The 20,731-nt window shown below is 68.1% G+C and carries 16 protein-coding genes; 12 read left to right on the forward strand and 4 right to left on the reverse strand.

The features are described from left to right. Positions 1-245 precede the first annotated feature (245 nt). From gltB to WFH00_RS03875, 6 genes are all read left to right on the forward strand, one after another. The gene (gltB, locus tag WFH00_RS03850; RefSeq protein ID WP_336659306.1) at positions 246-4,952 is read left to right on the forward strand and encodes a glutamate synthase large subunit; all 4,707 of its coding nucleotides are present in this window, start codon (positions 246-248) and stop codon (positions 4,950-4,952) included. After that, entirely contained in the window at positions 4,945-6,450 is a 1,506-nt protein-coding gene (locus WFH00_RS03855) for a glutamate synthase subunit beta (RefSeq protein ID WP_336659308.1), read from the forward strand. The genes gltB and WFH00_RS03855 overlap by 8 nt, the downstream gene beginning before the upstream one ends. A 103-nt stretch (positions 6,451-6,553) precedes the next feature. Further along, the gene (locus tag WFH00_RS03860; RefSeq protein WP_336659309.1) at positions 6,554-8,230 is read left to right on the forward strand and encodes a DUF7059 domain-containing protein; all 1,677 of its coding nucleotides are present in this window, start codon (positions 6,554-6,556) and stop codon (positions 8,228-8,230) included. Between the two features lie 43 nt (positions 8,231-8,273). Continuing rightward, positions 8,274-9,593, forward strand: coding sequence for a histidinol dehydrogenase (hisD, locus tag WFH00_RS03865; protein ID WP_336659733.1), 1,320 nt, complete (start codon positions 8,274-8,276; stop codon positions 9,591-9,593). After that, the gene (nrdR, locus tag WFH00_RS03870; protein ID WP_336659310.1) at positions 9,593-10,111 is read left to right on the forward strand and encodes a transcriptional regulator NrdR; all 519 of its coding nucleotides are present in this window, start codon (positions 9,593-9,595) and stop codon (positions 10,109-10,111) included. Before hisD ends, nrdR begins: the two co-directional genes overlap by 1 nt. A gap of 2 nt (positions 10,112-10,113) precedes the next feature. After that, on the forward strand, positions 10,114-11,166 hold the full coding sequence (locus tag WFH00_RS03875; RefSeq protein WP_336659311.1) for a quinone-dependent dihydroorotate dehydrogenase: 1,053 nt from the start codon (positions 10,114-10,116) through the stop codon (positions 11,164-11,166). 47 nt (positions 11,167-11,213) lie between these two features. Here the strand turns inward: WFH00_RS03875 and WFH00_RS03880 are convergent, their stop codons facing one another. After that, positions 11,214-11,783 (reverse strand): DUF3043 domain-containing protein, encoded by a 570-nt coding sequence (locus tag WFH00_RS03880; RefSeq protein WP_336659312.1) that lies wholly within the window; start codon positions 11,781-11,783, stop codon positions 11,214-11,216. Positions 11,784-11,955: 172 nt separating this feature from the next. On the opposite strand from WFH00_RS03880, the gene erpA reads away from it, so the two are divergent. The 6 genes from erpA (at position 11,956) to WFH00_RS03910 (ending at position 16,662) form a co-directional block, all read left to right on the forward strand. After that, on the forward strand, positions 11,956-12,333 hold the full coding sequence (gene erpA / locus WFH00_RS03885; RefSeq protein WP_336659313.1) for an iron-sulfur cluster insertion protein ErpA: 378 nt from the start codon (positions 11,956-11,958) through the stop codon (positions 12,331-12,333). A gap of 228 nt (positions 12,334-12,561) precedes the next feature. Further along, positions 12,562-13,410: an aa3-type cytochrome oxidase subunit II gene (gene ctaC / locus WFH00_RS03890; RefSeq protein ID WP_336659315.1), complete on the forward strand. Its 849-nt coding sequence runs from the start codon at positions 12,562-12,564 to the stop codon at positions 13,408-13,410. Between the two features lie 17 nt (positions 13,411-13,427). Then, complete coding sequence (gene ctaD / locus WFH00_RS03895) at positions 13,428-15,071, forward strand: aa3-type cytochrome oxidase subunit I (protein WP_336659316.1); 1,644 nt, start codon at positions 13,428-13,430, stop codon at positions 15,069-15,071. 18 nt (positions 15,072-15,089) lie between these two features. Beyond that, entirely contained in the window at positions 15,090-15,512 is a 423-nt protein-coding gene (gene ctaF, locus WFH00_RS03900) for an aa3-type cytochrome oxidase subunit IV (RefSeq protein WP_336659317.1), read from the forward strand. Between the two features lie 11 nt (positions 15,513-15,523). After that, complete coding sequence (locus WFH00_RS03905; RefSeq protein ID WP_336659318.1) at positions 15,524-15,967, forward strand: GNAT family N-acetyltransferase; 444 nt, start codon at positions 15,524-15,526, stop codon at positions 15,965-15,967. A gap of 2 nt (positions 15,968-15,969) precedes the next feature. Next, positions 15,970-16,662, forward strand: coding sequence for a TetR/AcrR family transcriptional regulator (locus WFH00_RS03910; RefSeq protein WP_336659319.1), 693 nt, complete (start codon positions 15,970-15,972; stop codon positions 16,660-16,662). Positions 16,663-17,122: 460 nt separating this feature from the next. On the opposite strand, the gene qcrB is transcribed toward WFH00_RS03910, so the two are convergent. From qcrB to qcrC, 3 genes are read right to left on the reverse strand one after another with little or no spacing between them, the layout of a single operon-like run. Next, positions 17,123-18,748 (reverse strand): cytochrome bc1 complex cytochrome b subunit, encoded by a 1,626-nt coding sequence (gene qcrB, locus WFH00_RS03915; RefSeq protein ID WP_336659320.1) that lies wholly within the window; start codon positions 18,746-18,748, stop codon positions 17,123-17,125. Next, positions 18,745-19,857, reverse strand: a complete 1,113-nt coding sequence (qcrA, locus tag WFH00_RS03920) for a cytochrome bc1 complex Rieske iron-sulfur subunit (RefSeq protein WP_336659321.1) — start codon at positions 19,855-19,857, stop codon at positions 18,745-18,747. The genes qcrB and qcrA overlap by 4 nt, the downstream gene beginning before the upstream one ends. A 46-nt stretch (positions 19,858-19,903) precedes the next feature. Next, positions 19,904-20,713, reverse strand: coding sequence for a cytochrome bc1 complex diheme cytochrome c subunit (qcrC, locus tag WFH00_RS03925; protein WP_336659322.1), 810 nt, complete (start codon positions 20,711-20,713; stop codon positions 19,904-19,906). Between the last annotated feature and the right edge of the window lie 18 nt (positions 20,714-20,731).

Consider the following 20,731-nt stretch of genomic DNA (forward strand, 5'->3'; position numbering starts at 1 on the left):
TGCCGTGTTTCGGTCGTGTTTCATGGCGTCGAAGCGTTCGGTGGGTTGCCGCAAAGGCCGCATAATGTTCGGAGTGTGGCGGTGATCAGCGAGATCGATTGCAGCGGGTTCGACCGAGCAGCGGAACCACCGCAGAAAGCGAGTGTTACGTTCAGATCTCCACCGCGCGCTCGAGCCTCCGCAAGCTCCCGAGGTGCGCGGCGCCCAGTCGGGGCGCGAGACGCTCCGCCGACCGAGAGGACGCCATGCCCGAGCGCTCACCCAGCCGCCCGCCGACTGCGCCGACCGTGCGGACCGCGCCGACCGTGCGGACCGCGCCCCGAATCGCGGTCGCACCTCGAGCCGTCGGTCTCTACGACCCGGCGGATGAGCGCGACGCGTGCGGCCTCGCGTCGGTGGTCGCGCTGACGGGGGAGGCCAGCCACGCGATCGTGTCGCAGGCGCTCGAGGCGCTCGAGCACCTGGAGCATCGCGGTGCGGTCGGCTCCGACGCGGGCACGGGCGACGGGGCCGGGATCCTCACCGACCTGCCCGATGCGCTCATCCGGGAGTCCCTCGCTGAGAGCGCCCCCGAGCTCAGCCTTCCCGGGCACGGCGCCTACGCCGCCGGCCTCGCGTTCCTGCCTCCCTCGTCCACCGAGCGCCGCGCCGTGCAGTTCCGCATCGCGGCGATCGCCGCCGACGAGGGGCTCCGCGTGCTCGCCTGGCGCGCGGTGCCGACGCGTCCCGACGTGCTCGGCGAGAGCGCCCGCGCCGCGAGCCCGCGGATCGAGCAGCTCGTGCTCGCGGCGGAGGGTGCGCGCGTGGAGACCGACGAGCTCGAACGCCGTGCCTACCGCGTGCGCAAGCGCGTGCAGCACGAGACCGGCATCTATCTGCCCTCGCTCAGCGCGCGCACGATCGTATATAAGGGAATGGTCACGACGCTGCAGCTGCCCGGCTTCTACCCGGAGCTGTCTGACCCGCGCTTCACGAGCCGCTTCGCGATCGTGCATTCGCGGTACTCGACCAATACGTTCCCCTCGTGGCACCTCGCGCAGCCGCTGCGCATGGTCGCGCACAACGGCGAGATCAACACGGTGCGGGGCAACCGCAACTGGATGCGCGCGCGCCAGGCGCAGCTCGAGTCCGACCGGCTCGGCGAGATCGCACCGCTGCTTCCGATCTGCTCGGAGGGCGGCAGCGATTCGGCGAGCTTCGACGAGGTCCTCGAACTGCTCGTGCAGGCGGGTCGCTCGCTGCCGCACGCGCTCTCGATGATGGTGCCCGAGGCCTGGGAATCCGAGACGGGCCTCGCACCGGCGCTCGTCGACTTCCTCGAGTACCACTCGCTCATCATGGAGCCGTGGGATGGCCCCGCCGCCATGATCGCGACGGACGGAACGGAACTCGTCGCCCTGCTCGATCGGAACGGACTGCGCCCCGGCCGCTTCCTCGTCACGACCGACGGACTGCTCGTGATCGCGAGCGAGACCGGCGTGCTCGACATCGCACCCGAGCGGATCGCCCAGCGCGGGCGACTGCAGCCCGGGCGCATGCTCGCCGTCGATCTCGAGACCGGCGCGATCCGGCACGACGATGAGATCAAGGCGGAACTCGCCGCGCTGGAGCCGTGGGGCGACTGGCTCGCCGAGGGGCGGATCCGCCTCTCCGAGCAGCCCGAGCGCGAGCATCTCGTGCACCCGCCGGCATCGATCGAGCGCCGGCAGCGCACCTTCGGCTACACGCAGGAGGAGGTGCGCCTGCTGCTCCTCCCGATGGCGCGGGATGCCTACGAGCCCCTCGCGGCGATGGGCAGCGACACTCCGATCGCGGCGCTCTCGGAACGGCCGCGCCTCATCTTCGACTACTTCGTGCAGCAATTCGCGCAGGTCACGAACCCGCCGCTCGACGCCCTCCGCGAGGAACTCGTCACGAGCCTCCGCGCCGGTATGGGGCCGCAGCAGAATCTGCTCACGCAGTCGGCGGTACACGCTCGCCAGGTGATTCTCGACTTCCCGGTGATCGACAACGACGCGCTCGCGCGCATCCAGCACTTCGGCGACGATCCGGAACGGGAACGCTCCGTTACGATCCGCGGGCTCTACCCGGTGGGATCCGGAGCCCGCGGACTCGCCGATCGGCTCGCAGCGATGTGCCGGGAGGCGAGCGCCGCGGTGGAGGCGGGCGCGGAGTTCCTGATCCTCTCCGACCGCGACTCGAACCGCGACCTCGCGCCGGTGCCGTCGCTCCTCGCCGTCTCCGCGGTGCATCACCACCTCATTCGCGAGGGGCAGCGTATGCAGGTCGCACTCGTCGCGGAGGCCGGTGATGTCCGAGAGGTGCACCATGTCGCCGCGCTCATCGGGTACGGCGCGGCGGCGGTCAACCCGTACCTGGCCATGGAGACGGTCGGGCTGCTCGTGCGCGATGGCTCGATCCCGAACGTCACTGAGAGCGACGCGATCGCAGGCCTCATCAAGGCCCTCGGTAAGGGAATGCTCAAGGTCATGAGCAAGATGGGAATCTCGACCGTCGCCTCCTACTGCGGAGCGCAGACGTTCGAGGCCATCGGGCTGGCGCAGGATCTCGTCGATCGGTTCTTCACCGGCACGACCTCGCGTCTCGGAGGGATCGGGCTCGATGTGATCGCCGCCGAGGTCGCGGCGCGGCACCGTTCCGCGTACCCGGACGACGAGGCGCCGCTCGCGCATCGCGCGCTCGAGACCGGCGGTGAGTACCGCTGGCGGCGCGGCGAGGAGCACCACCTCTTCGACCCCGAGACCATCTTCAAGCTGCAGCACGCGACACGCACCGGGCGTCGCGACATCTTCGCGGCCTACACCGAGCGCGTGAACGCGCAGCAGGAGCGGCTCATGACTCTGCGCGGGCTCTTCCGCTTCGCGCCGCAGCGTCCTCCCGTGCCGCTCGATGAGGTCGAGCCCGTGAGCGACATCGTGCGGCGCTTCGCGACGGGGGCTATGAGCTACGGATCGATCTCGCCCGAGGCGCACGAGACGCTCGCGATCGCGATGAATCGCCTCGGTGGGCGCTCGAACACGGGCGAGGGCGGGGAGGCGGACGACCGGCTCCTCGACCCCGAGCGCCGCAGCGCGATCAAGCAGGTGGCATCCGGCCGCTTCGGCGTGACTTCGATGTACCTGACGCACGCCGACGAGATTCAGATCAAGCTCGCCCAGGGCGCGAAGCCCGGCGAGGGCGGTCAGCTCCCGCCGACCAAGATGTACCCGTGGATCGCGCGCACGCGGCACGCCACGCCCGGCGTCGGGCTCATCTCGCCGCCGCCGCACCATGACATCTACTCAATCGAGGACTTGAAGCAGCTCATCTTCGACCTGAAGCGCGCGAACCCGGCGGCACGCATCTCGACGAAGCTCGTCGCGCAGTCGGGCATCGGGCCGGTCGCCGCGGGAGTCGCGAAGGCACTCTCGGACGTGATCCTCATCTCGGGCCACGACGGGGGAACGGGCGCGAGCCCGATGAACTCGCTGAAGCACGCGGGCTCGCCGTGGGAGCTCGGGCTCGCCGAGGCGCAGCAGACGCTCATGCTCAACGGGCTGCGCGAGCGAGTGGTGCTGCAGGCGGACGGCCAGATGAAGACCGGGCGCGACGTCGTCATCGCGGCGCTGCTCGGCGCTGAAGAGTTCGGCTTCGCCACGGCGCCGCTCGTGGTCTCCGGCTGCATCATGATGCGCGTCTGCCACCTCGACACCTGCCCCGTGGGCGTCGCGACGCAGAACCCGGAGCTCCGAGATCGTTTCACCGGACAGGCGGAGCACGTCGTGAACTTCTTCCAGTTCATCGCCGAGGAGGTGCGGGAGATCCTCGCGTCGCTCGGCTTCCGCTCGATCGCCGACGCCGTGGGAAACACGGCGTCGCTCGACGTGGACGACGCGATCCGGCACTGGAAGGCGTCGGGGCTCGACCTCACGCCGATCCTGCGCGGCCCGGTCTTCGCGGAGGGTGAGTCGCGCCGTCACGGGCGCGCGCAGGATCACGAGCTCGACACCCACTTCGACGCGGGTCTCATGCCGATGGCGCGGGAGGCGCTCGAGCAGCGGGCGCCGGTGGTGATCGATCTGCCGATCCGCAACATCGATCGCGCCGTGGGCACCATGCTCGGGCACGAGGTCACGAAGCGCTTCGGTGCGGAGGGGCTCGCGCCCGAGACGATCGACGTGACGCTCACGGGGTCGGCCGGGCAGTCGCTCGGAGCGTTCCTGCCGCGCGGCATGACGCTGCGCCTCGTGGGGGACGCGAACGACTACGTCGGCAAGGGGCTCTCGGGCGGCGAGATCGCGATTCGGCCGCACCCCGACGCGGCGCACCCGGCGCGCGGCAACGTCATCGCGGGCAACGTCATCGGTTATGGCGCGACCGGCGGTGCGCTGTGGATCGCGGGCGTCGTGGGCGAGCGGTTCCTCGTGCGCGGCTCAGGCGCGACCGCGGTCGTCGAGGGCACGGGAGACCACGCGCTCGAGTACTTCACGGGAGGCCTCGCGCTCATTCTCGGCCCGACGGGGCGCAACATCGGGGCGGGCATGTCGGGCGGCGAGGCGATCCTGCTCGATCTGGATCCCGCGCACGTGAACTCCGCGGAGGTTGCTTCGGGAGCGCTCATGCTGCAGCGCTTCGGCGGGGGTGGCGGGGACGGTGCTTTCAGTGCAGGTGGCGCTCTTGGCGCCGCGGTGCCGAGCGGTGAGGAGGCGTCACTCCGCGCGACCGTGGTCGAGCTGCTCCGGCGGCACCACGAGCAGACCGGATCGTCGCTCGCGGTCGAACTGCTCGATGGGATCGAGCGCGACGCCGATGCGACCTTCGCCCGCTTCACCCGGCTGATCCCGCGCGGGTACTCGCGGGTGCTCGAGATCCGCGAGCGAGCCGGCGTCGCGGGCATCGACCCTGATGGTGACCACGTGTGGTCTGAGATTCTGGAGGCGACTCATGGCTGATCCCCGCGGATTTCTGCGCGTGCGCGAGCGCGAGCTCGCTCCGAAGCGGCCCGTTGCGGTGCGGCTGCGCGACTGGCGCGAGGTCGTCGACCCCGCGAACCCCGAGCTCGTCGTGCGGCAGGCCTCGCGCTGCATGGACTGCGGCGTGGCGTTCTGCCATCAGGGCTGCCCGCTCGGCAACCTGATTCCGGAGTGGAACGATCTCACGCACCGGGGCCGCGGATACGACGCGATCGGGCGCCTGCACGCGACGAACAACTTCCCGGAGTTCACGGGGCGCGCGTGCCCGGCACCCTGCGAGTCGGCCTGCGTGCTCGGTATCAACCAGCCCGCGGTCACCATCAAGCAGATCGAGAACAGCATCATCGATCAGGCGTTCGAAAATGGCTGGGTGACGCCGCAGCCGCCCTCGCGACTCACGGGAAAAACGGTCGCGGTCGTCGGATCTGGCCCCGCGGGTCTCGCCGCGGCGCAGCAGCTCACCCGCGCCGGGCACACCGTCGCGGTGTACGAGCGCGATGAGGAGCCGGGCGGCCTGCTCCGCTTCGGCATCCCGGATTTCAAACTCGAGAAGTCGCTCGTCACGCGCCGCATCGAGCAGCTCAAGGCGGAGGGCACGCGCTTCCGCTGCGGCATCGAGATCGGTCGCGACATGAGCTGGCGTGAGCTGCGCCGCCGCTACGACGCGGTCGTGGTGGCGACCGGTGCGACGGTGCCGCGCGACCTCCCGCTTCCGGGTCGGGATCTCGCGGGCATCCTGCCCGCGATGGACTACCTCGTAGCGTCGAACCGCGTGCAGTCGGGCGCCCTTGCCGCGACGCCCTTCAACGCTGCTGGCAAGCATGTCATCGTCATCGGCGGCGGCGACACGGGCGCGGACTGCGTCGGCACGGCCCACCGGCAGGGCGCGGCGTCGGTGACGACGCTCGCGATCGGAAAGCAGCCCGGAGCCGCGCGCTCCGAGGCGCAGCCGTGGCCCGTGCACCCGACACTCTTCGAGGTGTCGAGCTCGTACGAGGAGGGCGGCGAGCGGCGCTTTCTCGCGTCGACGGTCGAGTTCGTGGCGGGCGAGGACGGGACGGTCGCCGGGCTGCGTGTCGCGGAGACCGGCTTCACGGAGGCGGGACGCGTGCCGATCGCGGGCACCGAGCAGGTGCTGCGCGCCGATCTCGTGCTCATTGCGATGGGGTTCACAGGGCCGGAGGACATCGTGGATGATGCTGCGGTCGCGGGTGTTGCTGGCGGCGGCGCCGGTGCCGGTGCCGCCTCGGGCGGATTCGGCCTTGCGCGCGGCGCCCGCGGGGCGTTCGAACGAGAGCGTGATTACGCCACCGCGGTGCCGGGCGTGTTCGTCGCGGGCGACGCGGGTCGCGGGCAGTCGCTGATCGTGTGGGCGATCGCTGAGGGGCGCGCGGCTGCGGCCTCGGTCGATCGCTTCCTCACCGGGGAGACCGTGCTGCCCAGCCCGGTCACCGCGCACGATCGCGCATTCGCCTGAGTGAACGTGCTGGTGTGGAGTGGCGGGGCTCGCTCCGGTCCGCCCGGCTGCTCCGCCAGTTCGCGCGCCATGAATGTCGGTGGCTGCGGGCTACGCTGGGGGGGTGCAGCTAGAACTCGTCGAACACCTCCGATCCGACCTCGCATCCGCCGGGTATGGCCTTGACGCGGTGACGGCGCTCCTCGACGAGGGCGCCGAGGCGGCGCGTCACCGCGGCGTGTTCGCACCGGCGCGGCGGGCGATCGCGCAGCGCGCCAGTGCGGGCGGAGCGACGGACGCGCTCGCGACGCTCACCCGCCTGTTGCTGCTCGGTGAGGCGCTCGAGGCGTCGGAGGTCGATGCCGCGCTCCCCACACTCGGAGCAGCGGGCGCGATCGTGCTCGGTCTGGCGGCGGCGCACGGGCCGGAGGAGGCCTCCGAGTCGCGCCTCCGAGCAGCGCTCTCCGTGAACCCGGTCCGCATTACGGAGGGCGAGGAGTGGATCGTGATCTCAGACCTCGACGACCAGCTCCGGCGCGGGCCGGCGCGGCCGGACCACGTGATGGGTGTGGGCGGCGCGACGCGCTCGCTGCTGGCGCAGGCGCCGACGGATCGGGTGGCGTCCGCGCTCGACCTCGGCACCGGCTGCGGCATCGTGGCGCTGCACCTCACGCGCTTCGCCGACCGCGTCGTCGCCACGGACATCTCGGAGCGGGCGCTCGAACTCGCGGAGGCGAATGCGACGCTCAACGGGGTCCGCGGTCGAATCGATTTCCGTCGCGGCGACCGCTTCGCGCCCGTCGCCGACGAGCAGTTCGAGCTCGTGCTCTCGAATCCGCCGTTCGTCATCACGCCGCGAGAGACGGGTGCGCCCGTGTACGAGTACCGCGACGGTGGGCTGACCGGTGATGCGCTCGCGCGATCCGTCGTCGAATCCGGGCCTGCATTTCTCGCGCCTGGCGGCACCCTGCTGTGCCTCGCCAACTGGGAGTCGCCCTGGGGCGCCAACGGTCTCGGCCGCGTGCGCGAGTGGATCGAGGCGGCCGCCGTGGGCGCTGGGCCGCTTTCCGCCTGGGTGATCGAGCGCGACCGAGTCGATCCCGCGAGCTACGCCGAGACGTGGGTGCGCGACGGAGGAGCGAGGCCGGGCAGCGACGAGTTCGAGCGTCTGCTCGGGCTGTGGCTCGATGACTTCGCCGCCCGTCGTGTGACGGCGGTGGGCCTCGGTTCAGTGCGCGTGCGGCGGGCGGAGGCTGCGGCCGAGTCCGGTGTGGCATCTGGCATCGGGCCTGGTGCAGGGACCGATGCGGGGTCTGGTGCCGAAACTGCAGCGGGAGCTGGTGCGGGAAGCGGCTCCGAAACCAACTCCGCAACCAGCTCCGAAGCCGATGCCGGAACCGTCGTGCACCTCGACTCCGCCGCCGGTGCGATCGCCGGGCATCCCGGCGATCTGCTGCAGCGCGCCTTCCTCGTGGGCTCGGCGACGGCCGCGCTCCCACCTGAGGAGATTCTCGCGATCCGCTGGGTGCTCGACCCCGAGGTGCGCGAGGAGCGCGAGCATCAGCCGGGGGAGGAGGCGCCCAGGGCGATCGTGCTCGCGACGGAGCGCCCCATCGCCCGTCGCGTCTCCGCCGACACGCTGCTCGCCGCGGCGGTCGGCGCGTGCGATGGCGAGTTGACCCTGGCGCAGATCGCTGACGCCCTCGCGACCCTCCTCGAGGTCGACGCCGAGGCCGCCGCGGACGCGCTCGTCGCGAGCGTGCGGGAGCTTACGTGGTTCGGGATGCTCGCGCCCGCCTGAACGAGCAGGGCGTGGGAACAGCCGCCGATAGACTGGCTCAGTGATGCGAACGATCGATCTGCGGGGACAGAACCTGTCACGCTCAGACCTGTTGAAACTCGTGCCGCGGGCCGCGGTGAGCGCCGATATCGCCGCTGAGCGCGTCCGGCCGCTCGTTGCCGACGTCGCCGCGCGCGGTGAGACGGCGCTCCGTGAGCAGGCGCTCCAGTTCGACGGCGTTGAGGCGCACGCGCTGCGGGTGCCGGAGGCCGCGATCCGCGATTCGCTGTCCGCGTGCCCCGCGGACGTAGAGGCCGCGCTGCGAGAGCTCGTCGACCGCCTGCGGCGAGGCTCTGCCGCTCAAGTTCCGGAGCCGCGTGAGACGCGCTTTGCAGACGGTGCGGTGATCCGCCAGCGCTGGCAGCCCGTGAGCCGGGTCGGTCTGTACGCGCCGGGTGGGAAGGCCGCCTACCCGTCCTCGGTCGTCATGAACGCGGTAGCCGCGCAGACGGCGGGCGTGCCGAGCCTCGCGCTCGCGTCTCCCGCGCAGCGGGACAACGACGGCCTACCGCACCCCGCCGTGCTCTGGGCCGCGGCCATCTGCGGCGTCACGGAAGTTTACGCCATCGGCGGCGCCGGAGCGATCGCCGCCTTCGCGCACGGAGTGCCCCAGATCGGGCTCGAGCCGGTGGACGTCGTGACCGGGCCGGGCAACATCTTCGTCGCTGCGGCGAAGCGGGTGGTCTCCGGAATCGTGGGCATCGACTCCGAGGCCGGTACCACCGAGATCCTGATCATCGCGGATGAATCGGCGGACCCTCGGTTCGTCGCCGCGGACCTCATCAGCCAGGCCGAGCACGATGAAGCCGCAGCCTCGGTGCTGGTGACCGACTCGAGCGCCCTCGCGGATCGCGTGGCCGCGGAGGTCGCCGAGCGCGCGCCCCGCACCGCGCACGCCGAGCGAGTCGCCACGGCGCTCGCGGGCCCCCAGTCGGCGATCGTGCTGGTCGACGACCTCGCCGCGGCCGCGCGGGTGAGCAACGCGTACGGGCCTGAGCACCTCGAGCTCCACACGCGCGACGACGAAGCGCTGCTCGCGACGATTTCCGACGCCGGTGCGATCTTCGTCGGCTCGTACACGCCGGTGAGCCTGGGGGACTACCTCGCAGGCTCGAACCACGTGCTGCCGACGGGCGGCACCGCTCGCTTCGCGGCTGGGCTCGGCGCGCACACATTCCTGCGCCCGCAGCAGGTCATCAGCTACGACCGGACGGCACTCGACGAGGTGCGCGAGCCGCTCCTCGCCCTCGCACGCGCCGAGGGACTACCGGCGCACGGCGAGGCAGTGAGCGCCCGCTTCGAGCCCGGGGCGGAGGCGCGCTGATGCACTGCCCGTTCTGCCGCCACCCGGATTCCCGCGTGATCGACTCCCGCACCGCCGACGACGGTCTCTCGATCCGCCGCCGTCGCCAGTGCCCGGAGTGCGGCCGCCGCTTCACCACGACCGAGACCGCGAGCCTGACCGTGATCAAGCGGTCCGGCGTCGTCGAGCCGTTCAGCCGCGAGAAGGTGATGAGCGGGGTGCGCAAGGCGTGCCAGGGTCGCCCAGTCACCGAGGCGGACCTCGCCGTCCTCGCGCAGCAGGTCGAGGAGTCGGTGCGCTCGAGCGGCATCGCTCAGTTCGATGCGAATGAGATCGGCCTCGCGATCCTGCCGCACCTGCGCCAGCTGGACGAGGTCGCGTTCCTGCGCTTTGCGAGCGTCTACCAGGCCTTCGAGTCGCTCGACGACTTCGATTCGGCGATCGCTGAGCTGCGTTCGAGCCCGCGGGCGCGGCCCGATTCGAGCGACAATCCTGGGTCGACTTCATCATCCGCACCCTCGTCAGCCCCGGAGGCCTGATCATGCGCTGCTACCCGTTCATCTTCTCGACGGTGCTCCGCCGCATGGATCCGGAGCGCGCCCACCACCTCGCCTTCCGCGTGATCCAGGCGCTTCCCATCGTCGGGCGCCTCGCCCGAGCGGTGACGCGCCCCGACCCCTCGCTGCGAGTGTCGACCCTCGGGCTCACGTTCCCGAGTCCGTTCGGCGTCGCCGCGGGCTTCGACAAGAACGCCACCGCGATCGGTGGGCTCGGCGCGCTCGGTTTCGGGCACGTCGAGGTGGGAACGCTGACGCGCCACGCGCAGCCGGGCAACCCGAAGCCACGCATGTTCCGCCTGGTCGACGACCGCGGCGTCGTTAACCGCATGGGCTTCAACAACGGCGGGTCTGCGGCCGCGATCCCTCGCATTCAGCGCGCGCGACTCGCGCGTCAGCGCCCGATCATCGGCGTCAACATCGGCAAGAGCCGCGTCACCGAGGTCGAGAACGCGGTTGCCGATTACGTCTGGAGCGCAGAGCGGCTCGCGCCGATCGCTGACTACCTGGCCGTCAACGTCAGCTCGCCGAACACGCCCGGGTTGCGCGGCCTCCAAGAACTGGAGATGCTCGAGCCGCTGCTCTCCGCGGTGCGTCAGGCAGCGGGATCGACGCCGCTCCTCGTGAAGATCGCGCCCGACATGAGCGAGGAGCAGATCGACGGCATCGTTGGGCTCGCGCAGCGGCTCGGGCTCGAGGGCATCATCGCGACGAACACGACTGTCGCGCGCGAGGGCTTGCGGGCGTCGGAAGCGGAGATCGAGCGGATCGGCGCAGGCGGGCTTTCCGGTGCGCCGCTGCGCGAACGGTCACTCGAAGTGCTCCGACGTATTCGAGCGGCCGTACCCGATCCCGACTTCTGCGTGATCTCCGTAGGCGGTGTCACGACGGCCGCGGACGTGCTGGAGCGCCTCCGTGCCGGGGCCACGCTCGTGCAGGGCTACACGGCGTTCATCTACGAGGGGCCGCTCTGGGCCCGAAGCGTGAACCGGGGGCTCGTGCGCGCCGGGTTCCGGGGAAACGGCGCCGCGGCCTAGCGGTCTCGCTGCAATGTTGGGCCCGCGCCGCGGGGCGGCCACAACGCTTAGCTCGGGAAGTTCCCGCGCTTCGTGAGCGCCTTGGGTGCGCGGAGCGGGCGGAATTGGAACGCGCGCATCGCCGCATACCAGCGGAAGCCCGGCTGCACGCGATCCGCCCCGAACTTCTCGGCGAGCTTGCCCTTCAACCGCATGCCGAGGAACAGCGCGTCGAGCACGGCGAGGCCCACGAAGCCCCAGATGACGAACAGGCTGATGACCTGGATGGGCCCGGGAATGAACGTCATCACAAGCACGACGAGCATCATGGGGATCAGGAGCTCGCCGACGTTCCAGCGCGCGTCGACGTACTCGCGCACGTAGCGGCGCTGCGGGCCGCGGTCGCGCGGGCCGAGGAAGCGCTCGTCACCCTGCATCATGCCGGTGCGCATCCGCTCGCGGGCCTCGGCCTGCTGCCTGCGCTGCTCCTTGACCGCCGCCTTGTCGCGCGAGCCCACGATGGGACGGGCGTTCGCGGCCTGCGCCTCCTTGCGCGACGGCGTCGGGCGCCCCTTGCCCACGCCGGGTCCGGTGCCCTGCGGTGTCTCGTTCTCCTCGGCAGCGCCCCTCTGTGCCACGGGTGTCCTTCCATTCACCGCGCGCGTGCGCGGAAGTCGTCAGCGCGCGAATGGCGCGCCGGTATCACGTCGAATTCGACAGAGTTCCAGCGTACCCCGACTTTCAGAGGTGATCCGCCGCGCCCGGGAGTAGACTGCATGAGACCTATCACGACGTGAGGGAGGAGCACGCATGAGCACCGAAACGATCGCACCCGAGGGCGGCGTTGCCGTTGCAGAGCAGGCGCACGGCGTCCAGCTCAGCGCGGAGGCACGGGAGAAGGTGCGCAGCCTGCTTGCGCAGGAGGGGCGTGACGATCTTCGGCTGCGGATCGCCGTGCAGCCTGGCGGCTGCTCCGGCCTGATCTACCAGCTGTTCTTCGATGAGCGTGAACTCGACAACGATGCCGTCGTCAATTACGACGGGGTCGAGGTCGTCGTCGACCAGATGAGCATCCCGTATCTCAACGGCGCCACGATTGATTTCGAGGACACCATTCAGAAGCAGGGCTTCACGATCGACAACCCGAACGCGCAGGGCAGCTGCGCTTGCGGCGACAGCTTCAGCTGAGCGCGCTGGCGTGAGTGTCCGGGGTGGGTGTGCGGAACGAATCCGCGCGCCTGCCCCGTTCGCGTCTACCCGCTCGCGCCTCAGCGGAGTCTGCGCGACACTCGCGCGTGGTTCGGGGAACGCTCAGGATCGCGCTAAGCTGTCAGGGAGTCATCAGCTTCGTTCGCACGCGTGCGAACAGAGCGAAACAATGTTTTCGAAAGGTATGCGGTGCGTTCCAATCGTCGAATGAAATGGGTCGCGGCCCCGGTGGCGCTCTCCGCTGCGCTGCTTCTGGCGGGCTGTACCCCTGAGCAGCAGCGCGGGTTTCTCCCCGCAGGCTCTGAGGGCGCCACGAACCTCACCGACGGCATCACGGGTCTCTGGGTTACTTCCTGGATCGTCCTGCTGGCCGTCGGTGTAATTACGTGGAGCCTCATCATCTGGGCGACGATCGCCTACCGCCGCCGCAAGGGCCAGACCGGCCTTCCGGTGCAGCTCCGATACAACATGCCGATCGAGACGTTCTTCACCGTCGTTCCGGTCATCCTCGTGATCGGCTTCTTCGCGTTCACCGCGCAGGAGCAGAGCAAGATCGAGACCCGCTACGACAACCCCGAGAACGTGGTCGAGGTCATCGGCAAGCGTTGGTCGTGGGACTTCAACTACGTAGATGACGACGTGTTCTTCTCCGGCGTGCAGGTGCAGACGGACGACGATGGCGAGGCCGAGGCCGACACCATGCCGGTGCTCTACCTGCCCGTCGACAAGACCACCGAGATTCGTCTCGAGACCCGCGACGTCATCCACTCCTTCTGGGTGGTCGAGTTCCTCTACAAGAAGGACATGATTCCGGGTCAGACCAACTACATGAGCTTCACGCCGACGAAGACGGGGACGTTCATGGGTAAGTGCGCAGAGCTCTGCGGCGAATACCACTCGATGATGCTCTTCCAGGTGAAGGTCGTCGAGCAGGATGAGTACGACGCGTACGTTGATTCGCTGCGCGCCGCAGGCAATGAGGGTCAGGTCGGCAAGGAGTTCAATCCGAATCAGGAGCACTTCGAGGGCGACCAGGCCAAGGCTCAGAACGAGTAGCAGAGGGATACGAAATCATGAAGAAGGGCAACGTCATTGTCTCGTGGCTGACGTCCACGGACCACAAGGTGATCGGGTATATGTACCTGATCAGCTCCTTCGTGTGGTTCCTGATCGGCGGCCTCATGGCTCTCGTCATCCGCGCGCAGCTGTTCGCTCCCGGTCTCGAGGTCGTGGCGACGAAGGAACAGTACAACCAGCTGTTCACCATGCACGGCACCATCATGCTGCTGATGTTCGCGACGCCGCTGTTCGCTGGCTTCGCGAACGTGATCATGCCGCTCCAGATCGGTGCTCCTGACGTCGCGTTCCCGCGACTCAACGCCTTCGCGTTCTGGCTCTACACGTTCGGCTCGCTGATCGCGGTCGGTGGCTTCCTCACCCCGCAGGGCGCCGCTTCGTTCGGTTGGTTCGCCTACGCACCGCTGTCCGACACCCAGTTCTCGCCGGGCGTCGGCGGTAACCTCTGGGTCCTCGGTCTCGGCATTTCCGGCTTCGGCACGATCATGGGCGGCGTGAACTTCATCACGACCATCATTACGATGCGCGCTCCGGGCATGACGATGTGGCGTATGTCGATCTTCACCTGGAACACCCTGATCACCTCGATCCTCGTGCTCCTCGTCTTCCCGGTTCTTGCCGCCGCGTTCTTCGCGCTGGCAGCTGATCGAATCTTCCACGCTCAGATCTATAACGGAGAAGGCGGCGCCATACTTTGGCAGCACCTCTTCTGGTTCTTCGGGCACCCCGAGGTGTATATCATTGCGCTGCCGTTCTTCGGCATCGTCTCAGAGGTCTTCCCCGTGTTCAGCCGGAAGCCGATCTTCGGCTATAAGACCCTCGTGTACGCGACGATTGCGATCGCCGCACTTTCGATGACGGTGTGGGCGCACCACATGTACGTCACCGGATCGGTGCTGCTGCCGTTCTTCGCGCTGATGACGATGCTTATCGCGGTTCCGACCGGCGTGAAGATCTTCAACTGGCTCGGCACGATGTGGCGCGGTTCGATCACGTTCGAGACGCCAATGCTGTGGTCGCTCGGGTTCCTCGTTACGTTCGTGTTCGGTGGACTCACGGGTGTGATCCTCGCGTCACCGGCTCTCGACTTCCACCTATCGGACACCTACTTCGTCGTGGCTCACTTCCACTACGTTGTCTTCGGCACGGTCGTCTTCGCGATGTTCGCGGGCTTCTACTTCTGGTGGCCGAAGTGGACCGGCAAGCTGCTCGACGAGCGCCTCGGCAAGATCCACTTCTGGGTGCTGTTCATCGGCTTCCACACGACCTTCCTTGTGCAGCACTGGCTGGGCGTCATGGCCATGCCCCGCCGCTACTACACGTACCTTCCGTCGGACGGCGTGACGTGGGGCAACTCGCTCTCGACGATTGGCGCGATGATCCTCGGTGCTTCGATGATCCCGTTCCTGCTCAACGTGTACCTCACCGCGCGTCGCGCGCCGAAGGTGACCGTCGATGATCCGTGGGGCTTCGGCCGTTCGCTCGAGTGGGCGACGTCCTGCCCGCCGCCGCGTCACAACTTCACGTCGATCCCGCGTATCCGCTCGGAGTCCCCGGCGTTCGATCTCAACCACCCCGAGATCAGCGGTGTGGAGCAGCCGGTGCGACAGACCGAGCGCGAGCTCGCTGAGAAGCAGTGAGTGTAGGAGTACAGAGTTATGAAATCTAGCATCGTTCTCTTTTGGATCTTGACGGCGTACTTCATCCTGTTGGCGACGGTGTACACCGTGTGGAACGCGATCGTTCACGGTTACCCGGAGTGGGCGGGATCCACCGCAATTCTCCTGTCGGCAGGTTTGACGGGGTTCATCGCGTCATACCTGGTGCTCGTTCAGCGCAAGCAGGGCGGGGTGCTCGTTGAGGACCGCATGGACTCCGACATCGACGACGGCGATCCCGAGCTCGGCGAGTTCAGCCCGTGGAGCTGGTGGCCGCTGGTGCTCGCGTTCGCTGCGGCGGTCGTGGTGCTGGGCCTCTGCGTCGGCTTCAACTTCTGGCTGTCCTTCCTGTCGCTCCCGCTCGTGATCGTCGGCGTGGTCGGCTGGGTCTACGAGTACTACCGCGGCAACTTCGCACGCTAGGGCGGCTGGAATTGGGCATCATCATCCGCCGCGGTCGGACCGAGGACGGCGCTGCCGTCTTCAGTCTGGCCCGACAGTTCACCACCGGCCGCGATCCCATCGGCCGCGATGAGTTTTCGGTCGCGTTCGACAACGTCTTGCGACACCGGGACCAGGAGACGAACGTACTGTTCGTCGCCGAGGTTGATGGAAACATCGTCGGCTACTCGCTGATGACCGTGTCTCGGCTGCTGCACGCCTCGGGCCTGGCAGCGCACCTGCAGGAGATCGTCGTCGACGAGGCCTCTCGGGGCGAGGGGATCGGCGACCGCCTCATGGATGCGAACGAGCACTACTGCATGGGACGCGGTGTTCGTCAGCTTTCCGCGTCGACCGCGCGCATCGGCTCGTTCTACAACCATCGAGGCTTTGAAGCGGTGGGCGAGCACTACCGCAAGCTTCTCGATTTGGGATAGCAGTGGGCGAACGTCGCGCTCGAAGAAAGCCCGGCGAGAACCGCCAACGCCTTCTAGAGGCCGGACTCACCGAGTTCGGCCTCTTTGGCGTACACGGGGCATCGACGGCTCGTATCGCTGCCCGGGCGGGCGTGCCCCAGCCGCACGTCTACGCGAGCTTCCGCACGAAACATGAACTGTTCCTCGCGTGCGTCGCGCTGGCGGTGGAGCTCCTCGAGGACGAGGACACTCCGCATGCGCACGACGCGGAGTCTGCGCTTCCGCGCACAGTGCAGCTATCGCGAGCTGGTGGATCCTTCGGGACGGGAACCGTGAATGGGGTGACGGCTCCCGGCCCCGGCCCCGGCCTCGAGCCTGGTCCTGCGTGTATCGCGGGGCCCGCGTCCGACCCCGCCCCTAGCCCCGACCCTAACCCTGACCCCGACCCTAGCCCCGAGCCCGAGCCCGAGCCCGAGCCCGAGCCCGAGCGTGAGCTCGAGAAGGTTGGGGTGCCGCATCCTGCAGGCGAGGCGGCAGAGCGGCTTGTGCTGCAGGCGATTGCCGCGTTGAGCGTCCCCGAGCTCGGCGCCCCCCTCGCGCGTTCGCTCGCCCGCATTCGTGACGCCAAAGGGGCCTCGAACTTTCGCGAGCGTTTCGGCTCGACGGGGGAGTCGCTGCTCCTCGGCGCGCTGCGCGCCGCCGGCCCGACGGTTTAGCCCCGTCAGACCGCTACGGCTCCGTGTCGGGTCAGCCGGGCATGCTCTAGGCTCGCTCTCCGCGCCTCCAGGAGCTTCCCCCTCTCGCCGGGCTTTAGTGTGCTCTACGCGAGCTCGGCGCGCCTCGATGAGCTTCTCGACAAGGCCCGCTCTCTGCAGTTCCAGAAGCCTCCCCTTCTGATCCCGCTCTCCGAACAACACAGGCGCGGGTGTGCGTGGCGGTGGACCATCAGCACCCCTCAATACCGCCAATAGTGCTTTTTCACGCCGTCCGATGTCGTGAAGCGACGGAATTCGAGCTCTCGGGCGCCGTGTGTCGCAACTTGTGCCGTGGCCGCCTCCGCAGCTCCAAAGCGAACTCCCTCGTGGGGGGGCGATGTCTTGAGGCGCGGGTACACAAAGAGGGAGGGCTTCAGCGAGAATGAATCTCGCTGAAGCCCTCCCTCAGTACGCGGAGCGTTTAGTGGCCCTCGTGGTGGCCGCGCTCGATCTCACCCTTCGACGGGGGAACGATGCGATCCTCGAAGAACCAGCGGGTGAAGCCGGCACGCAGTCGCTTCGAGAAGGGGATGCGGCCGTCGTCGTTCGGACGGAGCATCAGCGGCGCGTAGTCGTGGTAGCTCACCAGCTCCCAGGACTCGTATGCATCGAGCGGCTTGTGCACCTCGATGAACTCGCCACCGGGCATTCTCACGATACGGCCCGACTCGTAGCCGTGGAGCGCGATCGAGCGATCCTTCTTCTGCAGAGCGAGGCAGGAGCGCTTCGCGATCTGGTAGGAGATGATCGGCCCGAAAATCAGCAGGAACTGGAGGGCGTGGATCACGCCCTCCATCGACAGCTGGAAGTGCGTTGCCATGAGGTCCGAGCTCGCGCCCGCCCACATCACCGCGTAGAACGTCACACCGGCCGCGCCGATTGCGGTACGAGTCGGCGCGTTGCGCGGGCGATCGAGGATGTGGTGCTCTCGCTTGTCGCCCGTGACCCACGCCTCGATGAAGGGGTAGGCCGCGACGAGCACCAGGAAGATGCCGATGAGCGCAAGCGGGATAAGCATGTTGAACGACCAGGTGAAGCCGAACCACTCGGTCTCGAGCCCCGGCGGAACGAGGCGCAACATGCCGTCGGCGAAGCCGATGTACCAGTCGGGCTGGGTGCCAGCCGAAACCGGTGAGGGGTCATACGGGCCGTAGTTCCAGATCGGGTTGATACCGACCAGGGAGGCGATCAGCGCGATCACACCGAAGACGATGAAGAAGAAGCCACCGGCCTTCGCTGCGTAGACAGGAAGCACGGGGAAGCCGACCACGTTCTGCTGCGTCTTGCCCGGCCCGGGGTACTGCGTGTGCTTGTGGATGACCACGAACGCAAGGTGCAGCGCGACGAAGAGGATGACGAGAGCAGGCAGCACCATGATGTGCAGCATGTACAGGCGGCCGACGATCGCGGTACCCGGGAACTCGCCTCCGAAGAAGAAGAACGAGAGGTAGGTACCGATCACGGGGATCGCCTTGATGATTCCGTCGATGATGCGAAGGCCGTTGCCAGAGAGCACGTCATCGGGGAGCGAGTAGCCGGTGAAGCCCTCTGCCATTGCCAGGACGAACAGCACGAAGCCGATGACCCAGTTGAGCTCGCGCGGCTTGCGGAACGCACCCGTGAAGAAGATGCGGAGCATGTGCAGGCCGATGGAAGCCACGAACAGCAGGGCGGCCCAGTGGTGCACGTGCCGCATCAGCAGACCGCCGCGCACCGAGAAGGAGATATCGAGGGTCGATGCCATGGCGGCCGACATCTCGAGTCCCTTCATCGGGACGTACGGGCCGGTGTAGTGCGTTTCCACCATGGAGGCCTGGAAGAACAGCGTCAGGAACGTACCCGAGATGAGGATAACGACGAAGCTGTAGAGCGCGACCTCACCAAGGAGGAACGACCAGTGGTCGGGGAAGACCTTGCGGCCGAACTCCTTGACGACGACGCCGATCTTGGTGCGCTCGTCGATGTAGTTCGACGCGGCAGCCGTGAAGCGGCTGGATCCGCTCTGAGCCTGCGGGCTCGACGGTGTTTCGGTGACGGTGCTGCTCACTTGAGGCGCTCCCAAAAGCTCGGGCCGACAGGTTCGTGAAAGTCGCTCTGAGCGACGAGGTAGCCCTCATCGTCCACGGTGATGGGGAGCTGGGGGAGCGGACGCTTCGCCGGCCCGAAGATCACCTTTGCGTGCTCAGCGACGTCGAACTGCGACTGGTGGCACGGGCACAGCAGGTGGTGAGTGTGCTGCTCGTACAACGCGACAGGACAGCCCACGTGGGTGCAGACCTTCGAGTAGGCGACGATGCCGTCGTACGACCAGCCTTCGCGCTCGGGAAGCTCCTTGAGATCCTTCTGGTCGAGGCGCATGAGCAGGACGATTGCCTTGGCCTTCGCGTCGAGCAGGTGCGTGCTGCCGCCGCGCTCCTCGAGGGTCATCTTCTCGAAGTCCTCGTGATTGAGGGTCTCGGGGATGACGTGGAACGCAGAACCGATGGTCACGTCGCTCGCCTTGATCGGCACACCGGACGGATCGCGCGCCAGGCGCACGCCCTCGGCCCACATGGTGTGGTGCAGCAGCTGGACCGCGTCGCGATCCTGCGGCGCGAGCCCGCGAAGCAGCGTGATGCCGGGGAGCGGGAACGCGATGAGCGCGCCGATGAGGCTATTGCGCACCAGCGAGCGGCGGGAGAAGCCCGACTCCTCGTCGGCGAGCTTGAAGACTTCGGCCGACGCCTCGCGGGTCGGCGCGTCGCTCGCGACGTCGTGACGGATATCGATCGACTCGTGATCCGCCATGAGGGCCTTGCCCCAGTGCACCGCACCGATACCGACGGCGAGCAAGGCGAGTGCCATGCCGAGGCCGACGAACATCGTGTGCATGCGGATCGCGAGCAGATCTCCCGTTTCGATCGGGAAGAACATGTACGCGAGCACGGCGCCGAGGCTGCCGGCGATCGACACGTAGAAGAGCGTGTAGACGATGCGCTCAGCGCGCTTCGCCTTCTTCGGATCAAGATCCGTTACACGCTTGCGGTGGGGCGGCAGGCCCGGATTCTGCACGGCGTCGGATGAGATGACCGCTGTACCGACGGCTGCTCCACCCGAGCCGTGGCCGTCGGCGGCGACAACAGCGTGCTCGCCGTTGTTCTGCGCTTCCTCTGCCATGTTGCTCCTTGACTCCTGACTCATGAATGCTTAGCGGCGATGCCGACTAGTTCGACTTCGCGGTGACCCACACGGTGAGGCCGATAACGGCGCCCAGTCCGATCACCCAGATGAAGAGACCCTCTGCCACCGGACCGATCGACCCCAGGGTCAGGCCGCCGACTGCGGGTTTGTTCTCGATGTACTTGAGGTACGAAATGATGTCGGCCTTCTGCTGCGGCGTGATGTTCGCATCGTTGAAGACGGGCATGTTCTGCGGCCCGGTGACCATCGCCTCGTAGATGTGCGTGGGAGCGACACCGGTGAGCTTCGGGGCGAACTTGCCCTCGGTGAGCGCGCCACCCGCTGCGGCCACGTTGTGGCACATTGCGCAGTTGATGCGGAAGAGCTCTCCGCCCTTGGCGATGCCCTCATCGTCGCTGTCGGCCTGGAGGTACTGGGTCTCGGGGAGCCCGGGTCCCGGTGCGAGCGACGCGACGTATGCCGCCATCTGGAGGGTCTGCTCCTCGGTGAACTGCTGCGGCTTCACCATGCCCTGCGGGCCCTGGAACGAAAGCGGCATGCGGCCGGTGCCGACCTGGAAGTTCACGGATGCTGCGCCGACGCCGATGAGCGACGGGCCGTCATCAGTGCCCTGGGCGCCCGCGCCGTGGCAGGTGGCGCAGTTCGCGCCGAACAGCTTCTCGCCGGCCTCGATGGTCGAGGGGGAGGTGAGGTCGACCTCTGCGGTAGCCGAGGTCTGGCTGAATCCCGCGTACGCTGCACCGGTCACGAGGAGACCGACTGCGACGAGCGCGGCCGTTGCGAGCGGATGCCGGCGGCCGGACTTGCGCAGGTTCTTCTTGCTGCGAACCATAATGTCGATGACTCCTGA

The organism is Leucobacter sp. USHLN153 (genome assembly GCF_037145615.1).
Lineage (GTDB): Bacteria > Actinomycetota > Actinomycetes > Actinomycetales > Microbacteriaceae > Leucobacter.

Excerpts from the sequence above, each read along its gene's own strand:
- gltB (WP_336659306.1), top strand. The coding sequence starts at position 246 with ATGCCCGAGCGCTCACCCAGCCGCCCGCCGACTGCGCCGACCGTGCGG.
- WFH00_RS03855 (WP_336659308.1), top strand. The coding sequence starts at position 4,945 with ATGGCTGATCCCCGCGGATTTCTGCGCGTGCGCGAGCGCGAGCTCGCT.
- hisD (WP_336659733.1), top strand. The coding sequence starts at position 8,274 with ATGCGAACGATCGATCTGCGGGGACAGAACCTGTCACGCTCAGACCTG.
- nrdR (WP_336659310.1), top strand. The coding sequence starts at position 9,593 with ATGCACTGCCCGTTCTGCCGCCACCCGGATTCCCGCGTGATCGACTCC.
- WFH00_RS03875 (WP_336659311.1), top strand. The coding sequence starts at position 10,114 with ATGCGCTGCTACCCGTTCATCTTCTCGACGGTGCTCCGCCGCATGGAT.
- erpA (WP_336659313.1), top strand. The coding sequence starts at position 11,956 with ATGAGCACCGAAACGATCGCACCCGAGGGCGGCGTTGCCGTTGCAGAG.
- ctaC (WP_336659315.1), top strand. The coding sequence starts at position 12,562 with ATGAAATGGGTCGCGGCCCCGGTGGCGCTCTCCGCTGCGCTGCTTCTG.
- ctaD (WP_336659316.1), top strand. The coding sequence starts at position 13,428 with ATGAAGAAGGGCAACGTCATTGTCTCGTGGCTGACGTCCACGGACCAC.
- ctaF (WP_336659317.1), top strand. The coding sequence starts at position 15,090 with ATGAAATCTAGCATCGTTCTCTTTTGGATCTTGACGGCGTACTTCATC.
- qcrA (WP_336659321.1), bottom strand. The coding sequence starts at position 19,857 with ATGGCAGAGGAAGCGCAGAACAACGGCGAGCACGCTGTTGTCGCCGCC.
- qcrC (WP_336659322.1), bottom strand. The coding sequence starts at position 20,713 with ATGGTTCGCAGCAAGAAGAACCTGCGCAAGTCCGGCCGCCGGCATCCG.